Annotated in this window: 17 protein-coding genes; 11 read left to right on the top strand and 6 right to left on the bottom strand. The window is 49.8% G+C overall.

Annotation, left to right across the window (positions count from 1 at the left end; genetic code table 11):
• Positions 1–99 precede the first annotated feature (99 nt).
• Positions 100–2,277 (bottom strand): bacteriohemerythrin, encoded by a 2,178-nt coding sequence (locus TOLA_RS16370; protein ID WP_281054827.1) that lies wholly within the window; start codon positions 2,275–2,277, stop codon positions 100–102.
• Here TOLA_RS16370 and TOLA_RS16790 point away from each other — a divergent pair.
• The 3 genes from TOLA_RS16790 (at position 2,206) to TOLA_RS10170 (ending at position 5,291) form a co-directional block, all read left to right on the top strand.
• Positions 2,206–2,391 carry a hypothetical protein gene (locus TOLA_RS16790; RefSeq protein ID WP_171804911.1) on the top strand — a complete coding sequence of 62 codons (186 nt, stop codon included), beginning with the start codon at positions 2,206–2,208 and terminating at the stop codon, positions 2,389–2,391. The two genes, TOLA_RS16370 and TOLA_RS16790, sit on opposite strands and share 72 nt — an antisense overlap.
• Positions 2,392–2,721: 330 nt before the next feature.
• Positions 2,722–3,618, top strand: coding sequence for a DUF2934 domain-containing protein (locus tag TOLA_RS10165; protein WP_015879066.1), 897 nt, complete (start codon positions 2,722–2,724; stop codon positions 3,616–3,618).
• Positions 3,618–5,291 (top strand): ABC1 kinase family protein, encoded by a 1,674-nt coding sequence (locus tag TOLA_RS10170; RefSeq protein WP_015879067.1) that lies wholly within the window; start codon positions 3,618–3,620, stop codon positions 5,289–5,291. Before TOLA_RS10165 ends, TOLA_RS10170 begins: the two co-directional genes overlap by 1 nt.
• A 40-nt stretch (positions 5,292–5,331) precedes the next feature.
• On the opposite strand, the gene mgrA is transcribed toward TOLA_RS10170, so the two are convergent.
• Complete coding sequence (gene mgrA / locus TOLA_RS10175; RefSeq protein WP_015879068.1) at positions 5,332–6,375, bottom strand: L-glyceraldehyde 3-phosphate reductase; 1,044 nt, start codon at positions 6,373–6,375, stop codon at positions 5,332–5,334.
• 310 nt (positions 6,376–6,685) lie between these two features.
• Here mgrA and TOLA_RS10180 point away from each other — a divergent pair, with 310 nt between their 5' ends.
• The 7 genes from TOLA_RS10180 to TOLA_RS10210 all read left to right on the top strand — a co-directional run bounded on the left by TOLA_RS10180 (position 6,686) and on the right by TOLA_RS10210 (position 12,939).
• Positions 6,686–7,222 (top strand): winged helix-turn-helix transcriptional regulator, encoded by a 537-nt coding sequence (locus tag TOLA_RS10180; protein WP_015879069.1) that lies wholly within the window; start codon positions 6,686–6,688, stop codon positions 7,220–7,222.
• 2 nt (positions 7,223–7,224) lie between these two features.
• A complete protein-coding gene (gene fabF / locus TOLA_RS10185) occupies positions 7,225–8,502 on the top strand; it encodes a beta-ketoacyl-ACP synthase II (RefSeq protein ID WP_015879070.1) in 1,278 nt (425 codons plus the stop codon).
• A gap of 137 nt (positions 8,503–8,639) precedes the next feature.
• Positions 8,640–9,833 carry a class I SAM-dependent methyltransferase gene (locus TOLA_RS10190; protein WP_015879071.1) on the top strand — a complete coding sequence of 398 codons (1,194 nt, stop codon included), beginning with the start codon at positions 8,640–8,642 and terminating at the stop codon, positions 9,831–9,833.
• Positions 9,834–9,918: 85 nt separating this feature from the next.
• Positions 9,919–10,950, top strand: a complete 1,032-nt coding sequence (gene cobT, locus TOLA_RS10195) for a nicotinate-nucleotide--dimethylbenzimidazole phosphoribosyltransferase (protein WP_015879072.1) — start codon at positions 9,919–9,921, stop codon at positions 10,948–10,950.
• 34 nt (positions 10,951–10,984) lie between these two features.
• Positions 10,985–11,614: an alpha-ribazole phosphatase gene (gene cobC, locus TOLA_RS10200; protein WP_015879073.1), complete on the top strand. Its 630-nt coding sequence runs from the start codon at positions 10,985–10,987 to the stop codon at positions 11,612–11,614.
• A gap of 13 nt (positions 11,615–11,627) precedes the next feature.
• The gene (gene cobO, locus TOLA_RS10205; RefSeq protein WP_015879074.1) at positions 11,628–12,233 is read left to right on the top strand and encodes a cob(I)yrinic acid a,c-diamide adenosyltransferase; all 606 of its coding nucleotides are present in this window, start codon (positions 11,628–11,630) and stop codon (positions 12,231–12,233) included.
• Positions 12,234–12,294: 61 nt separating this feature from the next.
• The gene (locus tag TOLA_RS10210) at positions 12,295–12,939 is read left to right on the top strand and encodes an MBL fold metallo-hydrolase (RefSeq protein WP_015879075.1); all 645 of its coding nucleotides are present in this window, start codon (positions 12,295–12,297) and stop codon (positions 12,937–12,939) included.
• A gap of 38 nt (positions 12,940–12,977) precedes the next feature.
• On the opposite strand, the gene TOLA_RS10215 is transcribed toward TOLA_RS10210, so the two are convergent.
• Positions 12,978–13,901 (bottom strand): LysR family transcriptional regulator, encoded by a 924-nt coding sequence (locus tag TOLA_RS10215; RefSeq protein WP_015879076.1) that lies wholly within the window; start codon positions 13,899–13,901, stop codon positions 12,978–12,980.
• Positions 13,902–14,039: 138 nt separating this feature from the next.
• Between TOLA_RS10215 and TOLA_RS10220 the strand changes: the two genes are divergently transcribed.
• Positions 14,040–15,401 (top strand): family 4 glycosyl hydrolase, encoded by a 1,362-nt coding sequence (locus tag TOLA_RS10220; RefSeq protein WP_015879077.1) that lies wholly within the window; start codon positions 14,040–14,042, stop codon positions 15,399–15,401.
• Positions 15,402–15,464: 63 nt separating this feature from the next.
• Here the strand turns inward: TOLA_RS10220 and TOLA_RS10225 are convergent, their stop codons facing one another.
• From TOLA_RS10225 to pepB, 3 genes are all read right to left on the bottom strand, one after another.
• On the bottom strand, positions 15,465–16,289 hold the full coding sequence (locus TOLA_RS10225) for an MlaA family lipoprotein (RefSeq protein WP_015879078.1): 825 nt from the start codon (positions 16,287–16,289) through the stop codon (positions 15,465–15,467).
• Between the two features lie 161 nt (positions 16,290–16,450).
• Positions 16,451–16,882 (bottom strand): nucleoside-diphosphate kinase, encoded by a 432-nt coding sequence (gene ndk / locus TOLA_RS10230; protein WP_015879079.1) that lies wholly within the window; start codon positions 16,880–16,882, stop codon positions 16,451–16,453.
• 188 nt (positions 16,883–17,070) lie between these two features.
• Positions 17,071–18,366, bottom strand: coding sequence for an aminopeptidase PepB (pepB, locus tag TOLA_RS10235; RefSeq protein WP_015879080.1), 1,296 nt, complete (start codon positions 18,364–18,366; stop codon positions 17,071–17,073).
• Between the last annotated feature and the right edge of the window lie 75 nt (positions 18,367–18,441).

Consider the following 18,441-nt stretch of genomic DNA (forward strand, 5'->3'; position numbering starts at 1 on the left):
TAATATATTTCGGTGTGCTTTATATACTAGATATTAACGACGTTTCTCTTTCAGCGAATATGAACAATTACAGAAAACCTAACGGGATCCGTTACCCCGCTACCCCTTAATATCATTCTGCCGGATAAATTCTCCAAGCTGCTTATCTTCTTTTAATATGTGGTGCATAAGGTAATGTCTGATCAATCTGACCATGAATAACTCACCAAATCCCTTGGATACTTTCATCTTTACATTGGGAATTTCAGCGAGGAAATACTCATGTTCAGCCTTATGCGATTCAAGCCCCGGATAAGCGTATCGTTTCATCAGGTTTTCTTCACTCAGGAAATGGGAACTTATTAAACGGCCCAGTTCATCAAACAATAAGGTAATCTCTTTTTCATCAATATTATTTTTTATTGCTGCAGACAAATTACTCAGCGCATTGACTATTACCTGATGTTGTTCATCGATCTCTCGTACGCCGACTTTGTGCAGTTCATCAGAAAAAATCAGATCCGCCTCATTTGTTTCAGCTGAACTGATATCACCAGAAAACATGTAGTTGTTCTTGCCGTTCTTTTTACACTGATACATCGCTGCATCAGCAGCAACAAGAAGCGTATCCATTTCAGTGCCATTATCCGGGAAAATAGCGATCCCGATACTGGCACCAACATGACATTCCATGCCATCAGCAATCACGATTGCCGGAGCAATAGCGTCCAGTAATTTACGGGCTACATATCCGGCTTCATGGGCATTTCCCAGATCATTAAGAATGACAACAAATTCATCGCCCGCCATCCGTGCAACCGTATCGTTTTCACGCAATGAAGATACAAAACGATCCGCAACGGTCTGCAAGGTTATATCTCCGGCCTCATGACCGTAGCGATCATTAACTTGCTTGAAGCCATCCAGATCAATAAATAGTAAGCCGAATTGTTTCTTGTTCCGTTTGGCATTTGAAATGCTCCGGGCAAGACGATCAAAAAACAGCTGTCTGTTAGGAAGGCCGGTTAACCCGTCATGATAAGCCATAAACCGAAGTTTAAGCTCGGTCTCTTTACGCTCACCCACATCACGCGCCACTGCATAGATCGTATTTTCACGACAAACTGAACACCACTCGATGAAACAATAGGCACCATCCTGTCGTCTGTAACGATTGGTAAAGCCAGCCACCGCTTCGCCATTTAACTGCTTTAACCATATAGCCTTTGTCGCTGCAACATCCGTGGGATGTACATAGTCCATAAAGGCAGAACCTTCGAGTTCCTTCAGTGAATAGCCCAGTAATTTTGTCCAGGACGGACTTATCTTTCTGAAATGTCCGTCCAGATCGACCATACAGAGTAAATCTGGTGATACATCGAAAAAGGTTTCCAGTTCCCGGCGTGCTGCACGAACCAGCGCTTCCGCTTTACTAGTCTCCCGCTCTACAAAACGACGTTTTTTCTGCGAAAAGAAAAGACCACCGGCACCAACTAAAACAAGCAAAATATACAAACTACTGTACCGGAGAGTATTTTTTTTCCATTCAGCATAAATAGCATCAATCTCACGAGCCACTTTGAAGATGATTGGCTTATCCATATGGAACTTCGCAGGCTGAATAGTGCGCAGCACAACCATTTGTTCTTCACCAGCGGCATAGCCAGTAAAAATTGACACCTCACGGTTGCTTTTTATATGCCGGGAAAAGAACGAACCGGGTGTTGCCATATTCATCCCGATAGGTTCTTTATGGTCCGGAGATGATAGAAACAATGTGCCATCGCCATGAATAACTGCTGACCATAAATCGGGGGAATAGCGAATGGCCTGCATGAGAACGTTGAACTCCTGCGCTGCGAGGGATGCAGTGACAACGCCGGCAAACTTCCCATCGGGGCCGATAACCGCACGCGACAGAGTTAAAGTCCAGCGACCTAAAACAGATTGAAAGGGTGAACTGATATACAGCATATCCGGATCCGGATTTTTCTGCGGGGCCTGAAAATATTCGCGATACGCAAAGTTTTTCCCGATAACTTCCTTTTTAGCTGATGTCAAAACATTGCCGTCGGCATCAAGAATGCCTATCGAATGCACATTTGGCATCGCATCTGACAATGACTTGAGGTGCTCATGGGCAACAGACATGCCATCTTGCTGCTGCGACCATACGTCTAAATTACGTCTGACACTGGAAAGCGTAGTTCCGATGGAAATTAACTGATGAGAAATATGATCATGGATAACCGCGGCATTATCAGTCAGGCGCTCTCTTTCCAGAGTATCGACACGCAGATATTCATCATAGCTTACGTACCCGAGCCAGCTGCCCATAACGGCAAAACAGAAAAAAAAGATAACCCATTCTCTGGTAAAGCGGCTCGTTCTGAGCGAATTATTATTCATTAATAGCCTCTAGCAGGAGGTTCTGACTCACTACACCGCTGAAGAATAGCAATATCGGTAAAATTGCACGAAAGGTAAGAGAATAATATTTATAACTTTTTATTTATAAATATCAAAGCAATATTGAAAAACACATCTATTACGGAAATTTTCCCCTGAATTGATTTAAAACACAAACTCTCGCCTTATCTTCATCTGAAAATTTGATGTACCGGATGGTTGCATCTAAAATTTTTATTAGAGATTCATTTAGTTGCGACAGAAATTCCGGGGATGGGATGATGTTGCACATGCCGGATTTTTCAGCCCGTCTTTAAATCAGGAGCAATGATCATGCGCAAACCCAAATCCAGCGCGGCAAAGAGCGTAAAACCGGAACCCGTCACTGAACCTGTCCAGCCTGTTTCTGCCAAAGAACGCTATCAAATGATTGCTGAAGCCGCCTATTTTCGTGCTGAAAAACGCGGTTTTACCGGTGGCAGCATAGAAGAAGACTGGATTCAGGCTGAAGCAGAAATAGACCACCTTTTGCAGGAACAGGAAAAAACACAAAAGATTGCCGCTACAGCGAAAGAAGTTGAGCTGCTGGTTCAATCTGTTCTGGAAAATGATACAGCAGCAGTTTCCGGACGTGTACGGACAATTACGCTGAACGCGCTCTCAGGTGGCGTACTGAATACTGAATCAATCAGACAGGTGATGGGCGCTGTAATAAAGGGGGCACAACAGGGTGCTGCCAGCCATACCGGTCATGAAGCCAAACTGCTGAAAGAAGCCATGCAGGGTCTGGATGATGCTCTGGCTGCCGCCGCAGAAGCCACTCAGTTAGCACTCAAGGAAGCGGCAGGCCGCACCAGTGAGTTTTCTCAGCAGGAACTGAAAAGCACGATGACTGACCTCGCGGCACTTGAGTCGCTGTTTATTGAAACAATCAGTAATGCAGCACAGAGCGCAACGGGAACGGCACGGACTACCCTGCATGATTTAGCGCATCATGCCCGGGTCAGTGGCACGGTTGTAGGAGAGAAAGTCGCATCCGCAGTTTCCCAGCTGGCCCATATCATCGCTGATACAACTCGCGAACAAGTCGCAGCCGGAACGCAGACCCTGCGTAAAGAAGGCGCATTGTTTGCCAGTCTGGCTGCCGGGGTACTGAACGGTCTGGTTCAAAAACTGCAGCCGAAGACTGAAGATAAAAACGAGCCAAAATCACCAGGCAGGGATAAATAATGCTTTGGCAGGCGATCAGCGCAGTCCGCGATCTGGGACGTCTGCATGATATCGCTGCCGTCCTGATCCGCTATGGCTTCGGTGATCTGGTGCGCCGAATCGGTCTGGCGGGTGTACTTGAGCGCACAGGCCGGGCCCTGCACTGGCATGTGTCAGAGGATCTGGCCCGGCTCGAATCGCCTGCGCGTGTGCGACGGGCACTGGAAGAACTGGGGCCAACCTTCGTTAAGCTGGGACAGATCCTGGCCACGCGTGTCGACTTGTTCCCGCCCGACTGGATTGCTGAATTCAGCAAACTGCAGGATGCTGCGGTCGCGGTTCCTTTCGCTGATCTCAGAGCACAGTTAACAGAGGATCTTGGCGAGCCACCGGAAGACATCTTCCCCCGTCTGGAATCAGAAGCATTAGCCGCCGCCTCGCTGGCGCAGGTTCATCGCGCCTGGTTGGCCGACGGCACACCGGTCATTCTCAAAATACGCCGTCCGGGAATTCGTCCACTGGTCGAAGCCGATTTGCGTCTGATTAAACGGCTGGCTGAAATTCTTGAATCAGAAGCCCCTGATCTACGACGATATCACCCTCGTGAAGTCGTCCGTCAGTTCACGTTGTCACTGCGCCGGGAACTGGATTTCTCCACTGAAGGACGCAGTGCTGAACGTATCGCCACCAGCTTTGAAGCACACCCCGAAATTGTTATCCCCCGTATCTACTGGACCTGGACATGTGAGCGCCTCAATGTGCAGGACTATATTGAGGGGATACCGGGCCGCAATCTGGCCGCGCTGGATGCCACAGGTTTAGATCGTGCACTGCTGGCACAACGTGGCACTGATGCTGTTCTTAAGATGATTCTGGAGGATGGTTTCTTCCACGCGGATCTGCACCCCGGCAACATCTACTATCTGCCGGATAACCGTATTGCCTTCATTGATTTCGGTATGGTGGGACGCATTTCCGGAGAGCGTCGTTATCAGCTGGCGGTATTGCTGCACGGCCTTGTCAGTCACGATTCGGCAACCGTTTCCGATGTGCTGCTCGACTGGAGTGAAAATACAGAGACAGTCAGTGACACGCTACAGGTCGAAATCGACGCTTTCGTCGATCAGTATCATGGTGTCGAGCTGCGAAAGTTAGATATAGCCCGCCTGCTGTCTGAGCTGCTCACCATACTGCGTGATCACGGACTCACACTGCCGCCGGATCTGGCGCTCCTGTTCAAAGCGTTCATTACTCTGGAAGGACTGGGACGGCAGCTGAATCCCGGTTTCGATATGACCAGCGCTATCGCGCCATTTCTTGAAAAAGTACTTCTTGCTTACTCAGCCCCCGAAGCCATAGCTAAACGCGGCTGGCGTACATTAATCGACGCACTGGGTCTCATTGCCAGTCTTCCGAAAGATCTGAGCCGGCTTCTGCGTTCAGCCCGGCGGGGCAAGTTACAGATCCAGGTCGAAGTCATTCCGCTCAAACATTTTGGCGAGAAAATTGACCGTGCGGTCAGTCGCCTGGCGCTTAGCATCATTACTGCTGCACTGATTATCGGCACGGCCATTGTTTCAAATATCAATGGCCCGGATGGCGGACTATCCACTCTGGGGTTGTTTGGTTTTATCGCAGCAGCCAGCGGCGGTATCTGGGTACTAATTTCAATCTGGCGCAGTGGTAAAGATTAGGTGCCAGAAACATTAATCTGGCACCTAATCTCATCGTTAACTATTTACGGGCCGGTCCCTGACGTTCCGCCGAAGCGGCCCAGATATTGATGTTGGCATCCTGCGCATATACATCAATTTCCGCCAGTTCAGCTTCGGTAAAATCACGGTTAGCGAGCGCGCCGACACAATCTTCTACCTGTTCCGGCCGACTGGCACCAATCAGCGCAGAGGTAACCCGACCACCGCGCAGCACCCACGCCAGCGCCATCTGCGCCAATGTCTGACCGCGGCGTTGCGCAATCTCATTAAGTTTACGGATATGGTTCAGCGTTTCCTCACTCAGAAAACTTTCGCGCAACGACTTATGCTGGGTAACACGACTGCCTTCCGGGATCCCATTCAGGTATTTTCCGGTCAGCATGCCCTGCGCCAATGGCGAGAACACGATCGAACCCACACCTGACTCATCCAGAGTATCCAGCAACCCGTCTTCTTCCACCCAACGGTTCAGCATGGAATAGCTTGGCTGATGGATCAGACAAGGTGTGCCCAGCTCTTTCAGAATAGCGACCGCTTCACGGGTACGTTGCGAGTTATAAGAAGAAATCCCGACATACTGCGCCCGGCCTGAGCGGACAATATGATCCAGCGCCATCATGGTTTCTTCTAACGGTGTCAGCGGATCAAAGCGATGCGAATAGAAAATATCGACATAATCCAGCCCCAGTCGTTTCAGGCTTTGATCGCAACTGGCGATCAGATATTTACGGCTTCCCCATTGTCCATACGGACCCGGCCACATATCGTAGCCCGCTTTTGAAGAAATGATTAACTCATCCCGGTAACCGGCAAAGTCCGTTTTCAGGATTTTACCGAAGGCAATCTCTGCAGAACCTGGTGGCGGGCCATAGTTATTGGCCAGGTCAAAATGGGTAATCCCCAGATCAAAAGCTTTACGGCAAATTGCCCGTTTAGTGCTGTCTGCCGTGTCTTCACCAAAGTTATGCCATAACCCGAGTGAAATAGCCGGCAATAATAACCCTGAACGGCCACAACGTTGATATGTCATTGAGTCATATCTTTTTTCTGAAGCTTGCCACATAAAATCCCTGACTCCTTAATACAGCGAACGAAACATCACTGAACAAAAAATAGTCCATACTTATCTACTGAATATTCCAGATGGCTGTGCTCTTGATGCTACCCGGCGTAATACTGAAAATTAATGGTCATCCGCGACAGCAAATGCATCTGGTGTCATAAAGAGATACCACAATAATTTTGGTAACCGGTTATCGCGATAACAAAAACGTAACAAGGTGCGCAAATTAAACATGTTTCACACTAACTTGCATAATGAAAGTAACCAATGTAATGTCACTATCATTATGCAAGTAACATATTGGAATCGTATGCGACGGAAAAGTCTCAATGAAACACAATGTCCTATCGCCCGCAGCCTGGAATGTGTTGGTGAATGGTGGAGTCTGTTGATCATTCGTGACGCGTTACATGGTTTGACGCGATTTGATGAATTTCAGAAAAGCCTCGATATCGCGCCCAATATGCTGACACGTCGTTTAACCGCTTTAATGGAAAGTGGCCTACTGGAGAAACGTCAATACTCTGTGCGTCCTCCCCGTTATGAGTATGTACTAACGCAACGTGGCCGGGATTTAAGCCCTGTGCTGACCACTTTATTGGCCTGGGGAAACAAGCATTTCGCACCGGAAGGGCCGAGTATTCTGCTCGCCGATTCACAAACCGGTGAAATCGCGGAACCCGTGTTAGTCGATAAAGTAACCGGCCGCGAAATTTCAGCACAGGCACACCGGCTTGTTCCCGGCCCTGCTGCATCAGAAGGCATGATCCAGCGCCTTCAGCATTATCAGCGCCAGTGGGATAGTCATGCGACTACCACTGACGCTCATTACCACGAGGAATCATAATCATGACATCACGTCGCATTGTCGTCACTGGCATGGGCGCTGTAACTCCGTTAGGTTGCGGCATTGAAACAGTCTGGCAGCGCTTGCTGGCCGGACAATCCGGATTGCGTCGTCTGGCGGAATCAGTTACTGCCGACCTGCCGGCCAAAGTGGGCGGCGTCGTTCCGTCTCAGGAAGAAGATGCGGAAGCCGGCTTTAATCCTGATGACGTGATCCCGGTGAAAGAGCAGAAAAAGATGGATCGCTTCATCATGTTTGCTGTTGCTGCCGCGAAAGAAGCATTAGCGCAAGCTGGCTGGGTCGCGAACACCCCCGAAGAACAGGAACGCACTGCGACCATCATCGCTTCCGGGGTTGGCGGCTTTCCTGCCATCGCGGATGCAGTAAGAACTACGGATAATAAAGGCCCCCGCCGGTTATCACCGTTCACCATCCCCTCTTTTCTGGTGAATATGGCAGCGGGTCATGTCTCCATTAATTTCGGTTTTAAAGGCCCGCTGGGCGCACCGGTAACGGCCTGTGCCGCCGGTGTTCAGGCGATTGGTGATGCGGCCAGAATGATCCGCACTGGTGAAGCCGATATTGCTGTTTGCGGCGGAGCTGAAGCATGCATAGATCGGGTCAGCCTCGCTGGCTTTGCTGCCGCCCGGGCATTATCCACCTCATTTAATGATACGCCGGATCAGGCATCGCGCCCTTTTGATCTGAATCGCGATGGTTTTGTCATGGGTGAAGGTGCCGGACTGCTGGTGATTGAATCGCTGGAGCATGCACTGGCACGTGGTGCAACACCGATTGCGGAATTAGTCGGTTATGGCACCAGCGCGGATGCCTACCACCTGACTGCCGGTCCGGAAAACGGTGACGGCGCGCGTCGCGCCATGGCCACCGCTATTCGTCAGGCGGGTATTGAACCTTCTCAAATCCAGCATCTGAATGCGCATGCCACCTCCACCCCTGTCGGTGATAAAGGTGAACTGGCCGCCATCAAAACCATTTTCGGCACAGAGAATAAGATTGCCGTAACCTCGACCAAATCAGCAACCGGACACCTGTTAGGCGCTGCCGGTGGCATTGAAGCCATCTTCACAATACTGGCGATCCGCGATCAGATCGCCCCGGCCACCCGCAATCTTGAGCAAGCCGATCCGTTTGCCGAAGGTGTCGATATTGTGCACGGTGCCGCCCGTAAAATGCCGATTGAATATGCCATTTCCAATGGCTTTGGTTTTGGCGGGGTCAACGCCAGCGTGTTATTCAAACGCTGGAATGGCGCTTAATTTCCTCGTAACCCGGCTGCTGTGCTTTTCGTGAGCGCAGCAGCTACTCTTTAAAACGTAATCCAGCGGTGATCATTGGAGTTTCAAAACCGGGACAGCTACAATAGTTACCCTGTTTTTTTTACCAGAGCCTCCTAATGAGCACTACCGTTTATCTGCAAAAAGATCGGGAAAAATCCCTGCTGCGCCGTCATCCCTGGATTTTTTCCAAAGCTATCGACAAAGTAAAAGGCAAACCAGAAGCAGGTGAGCCGGTAGATATCGTCGATCAGCGCGGCAAATGGTTAGCGCGCGGAGCCTGGTCACCTGATTCTCAGATCCGGTTGCGTGTCTGGACATTCAAACAAGACGAACAGATTGATACTGAATTCTTCGTTCGCCGCCTGCAACAAGCCCAAGCGGGTCGTGAATTACTGATCTCCCGTTTACAGCTTTCAGCCTATCGTCTGGTCGCCGCAGAATCAGATCTGCTGCCGGGGATCACCATCGATCGTTATAACGATCATCTGGTCTGCCAGCTACTTTCCAGTGGTGCTGAATATCATCGCCATGAATTGATCAGCGCGCTGCAACAACTCTATCCAACCTGCTCTATTTACGAACGTTCAGATGTCGCGGTACGTAAAAAAGAAGGCCTGGCTGAACGCACCGGTTTGATCTATGGCGAAGTGCCTCCTGATGAAGTGATCATTGAAGAAAACAATGGCATCAAGATCAGCGTTGATATCAAAGGCGGTCATAAAACCGGTTTTTATCTGGATCAACGTGATAACCGGGCCATTGCCGGCCGTTATGCCAAAGATCGCCGCGTACTGAACTGTTTCTGCTATACCGGTGGTTTTGGTGTTTACGCTCTGCAAGGTGGTGCCAAAGAAGTCATTAACGTTGACGTTTCTGAATCAGCGCTGGAACTGGCTAAACACAATGCAACGCTGAACAAACTTGATCTGACGAAAGCCCGTTTTGAAAAACAGGATGTGTTCAAACTACTGCGTGAATATCGTGAGCGCGGGGAAAAGTTTGACATGATCGTGCTTGATCCGCCTAAATTCGCGGAGAACAAAGCACAGTTGATTGGCGCATGCCGCGGTTATAAAGATATCAACCTGCTCGCCTTCCAGCTGCTGAATCCGGAAGGTATCCTGCTGACATTCTCCTGCTCCGGCCTGATGACGTCTGAACTGTTCCAGAAAATTGTCGCAGACGCCGCGCTGGATGCAGGCCGGGAAGCGCAGATCCTCGAACGAATGACTCAGGCTGCCGACCACCCTATTGCCACCCCTTATCCGGAAGGTTACTACCTGAAAGGGCTTGTTGTCCGCGCCATATAATAACTATCAGAAGCCAGTGCAGGTATTCATCTGCATTGGTTTTATTTTTTACTGGTTTACAAAAAATATAAATAAAAGGGAAAAAATGAGCACTTCATGGAATATCAAACCGGTCTCACGAGAAAACAGTGATGCCATCCTGCACAAAATCAATATGAAAACCAAACCGCTGGGCGCCTTAGGACTTCTGGAAGATACTGCTCATCAGTTAGCCATGGTACAAGGCACCCCGGAAATCACGATCAATCAGCCTACCATGCTGGTTTTTGCCGGTGATCATGGCGTTTCAGAAGAAAAAGTCAGCCTGACCAGCAGTGATGTCACGCGTCAGATGGTACTGAACTTCCTGGCAGGCGGTGCCGCCATTAACTGTTTATGCCGCGCCAATAACATGGCATTAAAAGTCATTGATGCCGGTATTAAAACGCCGATCAACGATGATCGCCTGATTATCCAGCGTATCGGTACCGGAACCCGTAATCTGGCCAAAGAAGCGGCCATGGCCGAAGAAGAGGTTCTGCTGGCACTGGAATATGGCCGTCGACTGGCAAAACAGCTCGCCGCAGAAGGCTGTAATCTGCTGGCTTTTGGTGAGATGGGCATTGGCAACACCACCCCCGCCTCCTGCATTATGGCCGCGCTGATGAATAAACCTGCGGCAGAATGCGTGGGTCGTGGCACCGGGATCAGTGATTCTCAGCTTAAACACAAAATCGCGATTACAGAAACCGCCCTGGCACGCATCGGCAGCAAAAATGATCCGCACAATGTATTGCAGGAAGTCGGTGGTTTTGAGATTGCGCAAATCACCGGGGCCATGTTAGGTGCCGCAGAAGCCGGGATCAGCATCCTGGTCGATGGCTTCATCACCACGGCATCTGCATTACTGGCGGCAAAATTCGCGCCTGCCTGTCGCGATTACATGCTGTTTGCACACTGCTCCGGCGAACAAGGCCACCAGGCCATGCTGGAAGCACTTGGTGCAACACCATTGCTGCAACTGGGATTACGTCTGGGCGAAGGTACAGGTGCCGCTGTGGCTTTACCTCTGCTGCGCTCTGCAGCTGAGTTCTATAACAATATGGCCAGCTTTGAAAGTGCCGGGGTAACGCTGTAATGGAGAGCCACCCATTGCCTCTGAAGGTAAAACAATGAACTCGTCTTATCAGAGCGCAATTATTGATTTACTGCGTCATGGAACGATTGCCGGTGACCCCGGATTATATGGCCGCACAGATATCGCACTGAGTGAATCCGGATGGCGGCAGATGCAGCAATCAGTAAGCATTGATCTGCAGTACCAGCAGGTGCTCAGTTCTCCCCTGCAGCGGTGTCACCGGTTTGCCAAAGATTACAGCCGGCGTCACGCTCTGCAGCTGACCACTGATCCGCTGTTACAGGAAATGAATTTCGGTACCTGGGACGGACACACATTCGATCAGTTACAACCCCGCTGGCCGGAACTGGAAAAATTCTGGCAAACACCCGCAGAAGTAACACCTCCGGAAGGTGAATCGTTACTTGGCTTTAAAAACCGGGTTGAACAGGCATGGCAAACGCTGTTACAACAATGCCGGGGGACTCAGACGCTGGTCGTTACACATGCTGGCGTGATACGAATGATCCTCGCACAGCTTTTATCCGTAGATTGGCAATCAGCTGACTATTATCAGCGCCTGCGGATTGATTACGGCTCAATAACACGGATACAGATCCTCTACACAGAGGATGGCATTTATCCGCAAATCCGCTTTATTGGGCGGCCATCCCCCGCCATCTGACCGGAGTAATTAAATGGAAGATAACAGCGAACGCCAGCAACGGTATCAGGCCCGCCAGCAACGACTGAAAGAAAAAGTGGATGCCCGTATTGCTGCCGCACAGGATGAGCGCGGGCTCATGATTGTGATCACCGGTGATGGCAAAGGCAAAAGCACCTCCGGTTTTGGCACCGTAACACGTGCTGTCGGTCATGGTATGAATGCCGGTGTGGTGCAATTTATTAAAGGCACCTGGGAATGTGGTGAACGGGTATTATTACAAAAAGCCGGCGTTGAATTTCATATCATGGCGACCGGCTTTACCTGGGAAACACAAAACAAGGAAAAAGATCAGCAAGCTGCGCAGCTGGTGTGGCAGGAAGCAAAGCGGATGCTGGCATCTGATAGCTACGATGTCGTGTTATTAGATGAACTGACCTATATGGTCGCCTATCACTATCTTGACGTGGATGATGTTGTCACGGCATTAACTAACCGGCCACTGCACCAGCATGTGATCATCACGGGTCGCGGCTGCCATCGGGCTCTGCTGGAGATAGCTGACACCGTCAGTGAAATCAAAAACGTCAAACATGCCTTCGACAGCGGAATCAAAGCACAAAAAGGTATCGACTGGTAATCGTCGCATTCCATCGTGCTCATGGTTACCATTTTAGAAAACTGAATTACAGGACTTCTTCATGCTGCAGTATCAGATCATTCCCGTAACCGCCTTCCAGCAAAACTGTACTCTGCTCTGGTGCGATGAAACCCATCAGGCAGCGCTTATTGATCCGGGTGGTGATATCGAAAAACTGCTGCAGGCAGTAGAGAAAAATAATCTCACGCTGACCAAGCTGTTACTCACCCACGGTCATCTTGATCATGTTGGCGGCGCAGACAAACTGCGTAAACGTACCGGCTGCCCGATCATCGGACCGCATCAGGCCGATGCGTTCTGGTTAAATGCCCTGCCCGCGCAGTCGGAAATGTTTGGTTTTGCACACACCGATGTGTTCACTCCGGATAACTGGCTGACGGAAACAGATACCGTCACCGTCGGCAATCTGGAGTTACAGGTGCTGCATTGTCCGGGGCATACACCGGGGCATGTGGTTTTTTATCATGCAGACAGCCAGCTGGCGATCGTCGGTGATGTCCTGTTTAACGGCTCCATCGGCCGGACGGATTTCCCGCAGGGCAACCACACCGATCTGATCAACGCCATCACCCAAAAACTTCTGCCGCTGGGTGATGATGTCAAATTCATCCCCGGTCATGGCCCTATGTCGACACTGGGTCATGAGCGCGTCAGCAACCCGTATCTTTGTCAGCCTGTCTGGTAATTGGTGCGTCCTCAATGCCGGGGGGCAGGTATTGAGGCTTATACCAGCAGATGCAGCCTTTCCTTCAGATTGTGCTGCATCAGTTGCAACATATCGCTGAGTTGCGGATCTTCATGTCGCTCACGCAGCATATAGATCCCTATTGAATTGGTTTTCTGATTTTCCGTAAGCTGCAGACTGACAATGTTAAACTGGCTGAAATAACTCTCCATGCTGCCCGGAAAAAACAAGATCGCATTGGTTCCTTCCAGCGTTTCAATGCATGCCTCCATCGTATTACTGGAATAAACGATTTTTTCCGCCATATGCACCGAGCTGCCATATTCTTTCAGATATAACTCATCCATTACGTGGTAATAACGGCTTTCATTCGGCGTCAGATGTATTGCCGGATAATCCTTCAAATCATCTGCGGTACATGACCGTAATGCCAGCGGATGCGCCGCTCGGACAAACGCTTTATTAGTGACCTGATACAGCGGAATAAAAAGTACGCCCGCATTGCGGTTGAGACCGTAAATCTCATTCCCGACGGAAAGATCCAGATCACCGCTCAGCAGCTGATCCATCAGCCGCAGATTATTCCCGACCTCAGTATGGATATTTGCCGAAGGATGTCGCTGCCGGTACGTTCTGACACTGTCACGCACAAACAGATGCCACTCTGCATGGCCTGATCCTACTTTCAGTTCACGCTCCAGACGCTCTTTCAAAAACTCAATTTTGGTGAGTGTATTGTCATGCAGACGCTGCATGATGCGCGCCTCTTCCAGGACAACATGCCCGAATTCAGTCAGCTCCACCCCGCTGGAAGAACGGATGAGCAACGGCACGCCGAGCGATTCTTCCAGCCGTTTAATATTGATACTCAGGGTGGATTGATTCATGCAAAGTTTATTTGCCGCATGTGTCACATTTTTGAGAGTAGCTACTTCGAGGAATTGCCGTAAAACCTTGTCCATGATCACAGCTCTTGGTTATGAAATTGATTTAATCAATGCCTAAGCCAAAAACTACCATTTCCGCTATGCCTGCGCACTCTCTAATATCGTTTGCAACCAGGGTTTTTCACCAAAACTGTTTTTTCAGGAGAGAATTTCATGACAACCAAGATCGTCCTTATCGGTGCAGGCAGTGCTCAGTTTGGTTATGGCACACTGGGTGATATTTTCCAGAGCAAAACACTGGCAGGCAGTGAAATCGTATTACACGACATCAACCCGAAAGCATTGGCATTAACCGAAGAAACTGCCCGTAAATTTGTTGCGGAGCAAGATCTGCCATTCACCATCCGCGCTACCACCAACAGAAAAGATGCCCTGAAAGGCGCAAATTTCATCATGATCTCCATTGAAGTCGGCGATCGCTTTGCGCTGTGGGATATGGACTGGCAAATACCACAGCAATACGGCATTAAACAGGTTTACGGCGAGAATGGCGGTCCGGGCGGTCTGTTCCATTCCCTGCGCATTATTCCGCCGATTCTGGCGATCTGTGAAGATATCGCAGCTATCTGCCCGGATGCCTGGATCTTCAATTACTCCAACCCGATGAGCCGCATCTGCACCACCGTACACCGTAAGTTCCCTGAACTGAACTTTGTCGGCATGTGCCACGAAATCGCCTCGCTGGAACGTTATCTGCCTGAAATTCTGAATACACCGTTCAGCAATCTGGCCGTACGCGCCGGTGGTCTGAACCATTTCAGTGTGCTGCTGAATGCCAATTACCGTGACTCAGGCAAAGACGCTTACGCCGATATCCGCGCCAAAGCGCCAGCTTATTTTGAAAAATTACCGGGTTTTGCCGATATTCTGAGCTATACCCGCAAGCACGGAAAACTGATTGAGACCGAAGGTGCTACCGAGCGGGATGCCATGGGCGGTATCGACAGTGCGTATCCTTGGGCAGACAGAACACTGTTTAAAGAAATACTGGAGAAATTTAACTATCTGCCGATTACCGGTGACAGCCACTTTGGTGAGTACATCCGCTGGGCGTATGACGTCAGCGATCATCGCGGTATCCTCGATTTCTACGCCTTCTACCGTAACTACCTGGGTCATGTTGAGCCGAAAATCGAACTGAAACTCAAAGAACGCGTCGTCCCGATCATTGAAGGCATACTCACCAATGCCGGTTATGAAGAGGCCGCAGTGAATATTCCGAACAAAGGTTATATCAGACAACTGCCGGGATTCATCTCTGTTGAAGTACCGGCAATTATCGACAGCAAAGGCGTACATGGCATCCAGCTGGAAATGCCGGCAGGTATCGGTGGGTTGTTAGCGAATCAGGTGGCAGTCCATGATCTGACCGCAGAAGCGGTTCTGAATCAGTCACGTGAGCTGGTAATACAGGCATTGCTGGTTGATTCTGTAAACGATAAATGCCGCTGCATCCCGGAACTGGTTGATCTGATGATCTCCCGGCAGTCCCCTTATCTCGACTACCTGAAATAATCAGTCAGCACGGATACAAAAAAGGCGTAACGTCAGGTTACGCCTTTCCCATTTAGTTATCTGTTAGTTATCTATTTCATCCAGATATTTTTCAACTTCAGCATCTGTTTCAGCATCGCTCTTACTGCCCATTGCAGCCGCTTTCTTACCCTGTACCTTTGCTTCCTGATACTGCAGATAAAAATCGCGGGTCGTGATATATGGATCAAAGGCATTATCAATAATTGATTCCTGATCGATCACTTTAGAGCGCGCATCCAGACCGGAAATCGCAAATTTCGCAAGGGTTACTGGTGTCGTCATATAACTGTATGGCCAATACAGATTATCAACCAGCTGACCAATACCGCTACGAACTGTCATCGGACCGGCCACCGGGATCATAAAGTACGGCCCCTGTGTCATTTTCGCCCGACCCAAGACTGTCGACATACTCATTTCACGCCGCTCAATGCCCATATCCGTGGCAATATCAAACAGCCCAAGCATACCGACTGTCGAATTCAGGGAGAAGCGGGCCAGACTGGCACCGGAATGCTTAAACTCACCGAGCAGCAGGTTATTGACCGTATTGTTAGGCTCATCCAGGTTAGCGACAAAATTGCTGACACCGGTACGAAACGGTGCAGGAACCCATTCCACATAGCTGTGTACTACCGGTCTCAGAACATTCTTATCCAGAATGTCATAGTTAAACCACCACATAGCACGGTTGAATGTCGGGAATGAATCCGTAGAACCACCCGGACCGGAAGGGTAATCAGCTGAAATATGCGTTGCCAGAATATCAGTCTGTGCAGGCGCGCTTTCTGCCGTGGTCGCGGCATATGCCGCAGAAGAGAAAAATCCACACAATAGAACTGATAGCAGTTTTCGGATTGGTATCATGATAGCGTTTCAGTAATGTCGTTGAGGCAGACGTAATACGGCTGCACGGTTCAATCGCCTGACGAAATAACATTATATCAGGCGATCGCATGGGATGCGGAAGAATACGATCCATTATCTGATTTCAGATGTCAATATCAACCATCCGTACCGGCCAACGCTCAGCGTGTACGCGGACAGATTTCATCTTCCGTAAAGAAAAACTCAATTTCACGAGCTGCAGACTCTGATGAATCAGAACCATGTACCGCATTCTGGGTAACCGAGATCGCATGATCAGCGCGTATAGTTCCGGCCTGTGCTTTTTCCGGATCGGTGCTACCCAGTAATTCACGATGACGGCGGATCGCATCCTGACCTTCCAGCACCTGAACCACTATCGGGCCAGATGTCATAAATTTCAGCAGGTTATCGTAGAACGGTTTGCCCTTATGCTCAGCATAGAAACCGGCTGCCTGTTCCTGGGACAAATGCAGCATTTTCGCTGCGATGATATGCAGGCCTGCGCACTCAAAACGGTGATAAATCTCACCAATAATATTTTTTGCCACTGCATCAGGCTTGATGATTGAGAAAGTGCGTTCAATAGTCATGCTATGTCCTTGTATCATCATCGATATTTCTATTTGTTTACTAAGTTATGACGAAACAGGTTGTGCTGCAATTGAAAAAATTGTGTTAATGATAAGTTGATCTGATTTTAGAACATTTGTAGCAGGGAGAGAGAAATGCGCCGGAGGATAACGCCGCGACCACCGGGGCCACGGCGCTGAATGAGAGACTATTTTAATGACCGCAGCCAGCGGGCAATGGTTCTTACACCATGACCTTTCCCACCCGGAGCCCACAACTCATTGGCATTTTTCTGGAATGAAGCAGACAGGTCCATATGCACCCAGCCCTTCACTTCTTCACGCACGAATTTTGACAGGAACGCCGCTGCAGTCGTCGCGCCAGCCGTGCCTTCAGCGGAAGATACGTTACCGATATCCGCATAAGAAGAAGTTAATTGCGTGGTATGCCATGGTTCCAGCGGTAATGGCCATGCCTTTTCATTTTCCGCTTTCGCGCACGTCACAATAGCCTGTGCCTGTTCATCCTGTAAACTGAATACGGCATGATAATCACGCCCCAATGCCACTTTCGCCGCCCCGGTCAGGGTCGCTGCATCAAGAATATACGGCGCACCAGTCGCACTGGCATCCAGTAAGCCATCAGCCAGAACGAGACGACCTTCCGCATCGGTATTCAACACTTCGACGCTGACGCCATTACGATAAGTCAGAATATCGCCCAGTTTAAACGCATTACCGCTGACCAGATTCTCCGCACAGCAAAGCATAAGTTGTACACGGTGATTCAAGCCCTGACGAATCGCAAGTGCCAGCGCACCCGCCAGCATAGCGGCACCGCCCATGTCAGACTTCATCGGCAGCATCATGTCCGACTCTTTCAGGCTGTAACCGCCGGAATCAAAGGTAATGCCCTTACCGACCAGACAGGCGGTGATCGGAGCATCCAGATCGCCGGTCGGGTTGTAATCAAGCTTCAGGAATGCCGGTTCATGCGCACTGCCGCGGCCCACATTGTAAATACCGGTATAACCCAGTTCCTTCAGCGCCTCGCCGGACAGAATATGGTAATTCACGCGTTCCGGTGCCTGCTTAGCCACAAACTTCGCTGCTTCAGTCGCTAATGCAGTGGGATATAAATTTTCAGGCGTTGCGTTGGTGATCTCGCGGATCCAGCGGGTCGTTTCCAGTAAGGCATCCAGCTGCTGTTGTTCTTCCGCACTCATGTCACCAAGGTCAAGCTGTTGTCCGCCACGCGGATTATAGAAACCCTGACAAAACGCATAACGACGTTCCGGATCCCATTCTTCACCAACCAGAGACAGTTGTTTAATGCCCTGAGCATCCAGACGGCGACCTGCGCGCTGGATCAGACGTAACCAATCAGATGATGAGCCGGTGAGGTGAATGAATGCAGAACCCTGATTAAAACTGATTAAGGCGTTCTCACCCCAGCAGGCATCAGCAGGTGCTTCTACCAGAATAACAGCCATGGATGTTGTCATGATTTTTTTCCGATATCCTGAAAATACAAATGGAGCAACAGGTTACCACTTCAGGTCACGCTGTTGCTCCATTTT

This window comes from Tolumonas auensis DSM 9187, assembly GCF_000023065.1.
Classification (GTDB): domain Bacteria; phylum Pseudomonadota; class Gammaproteobacteria; order Enterobacterales; family Aeromonadaceae; genus Tolumonas; species Tolumonas auensis.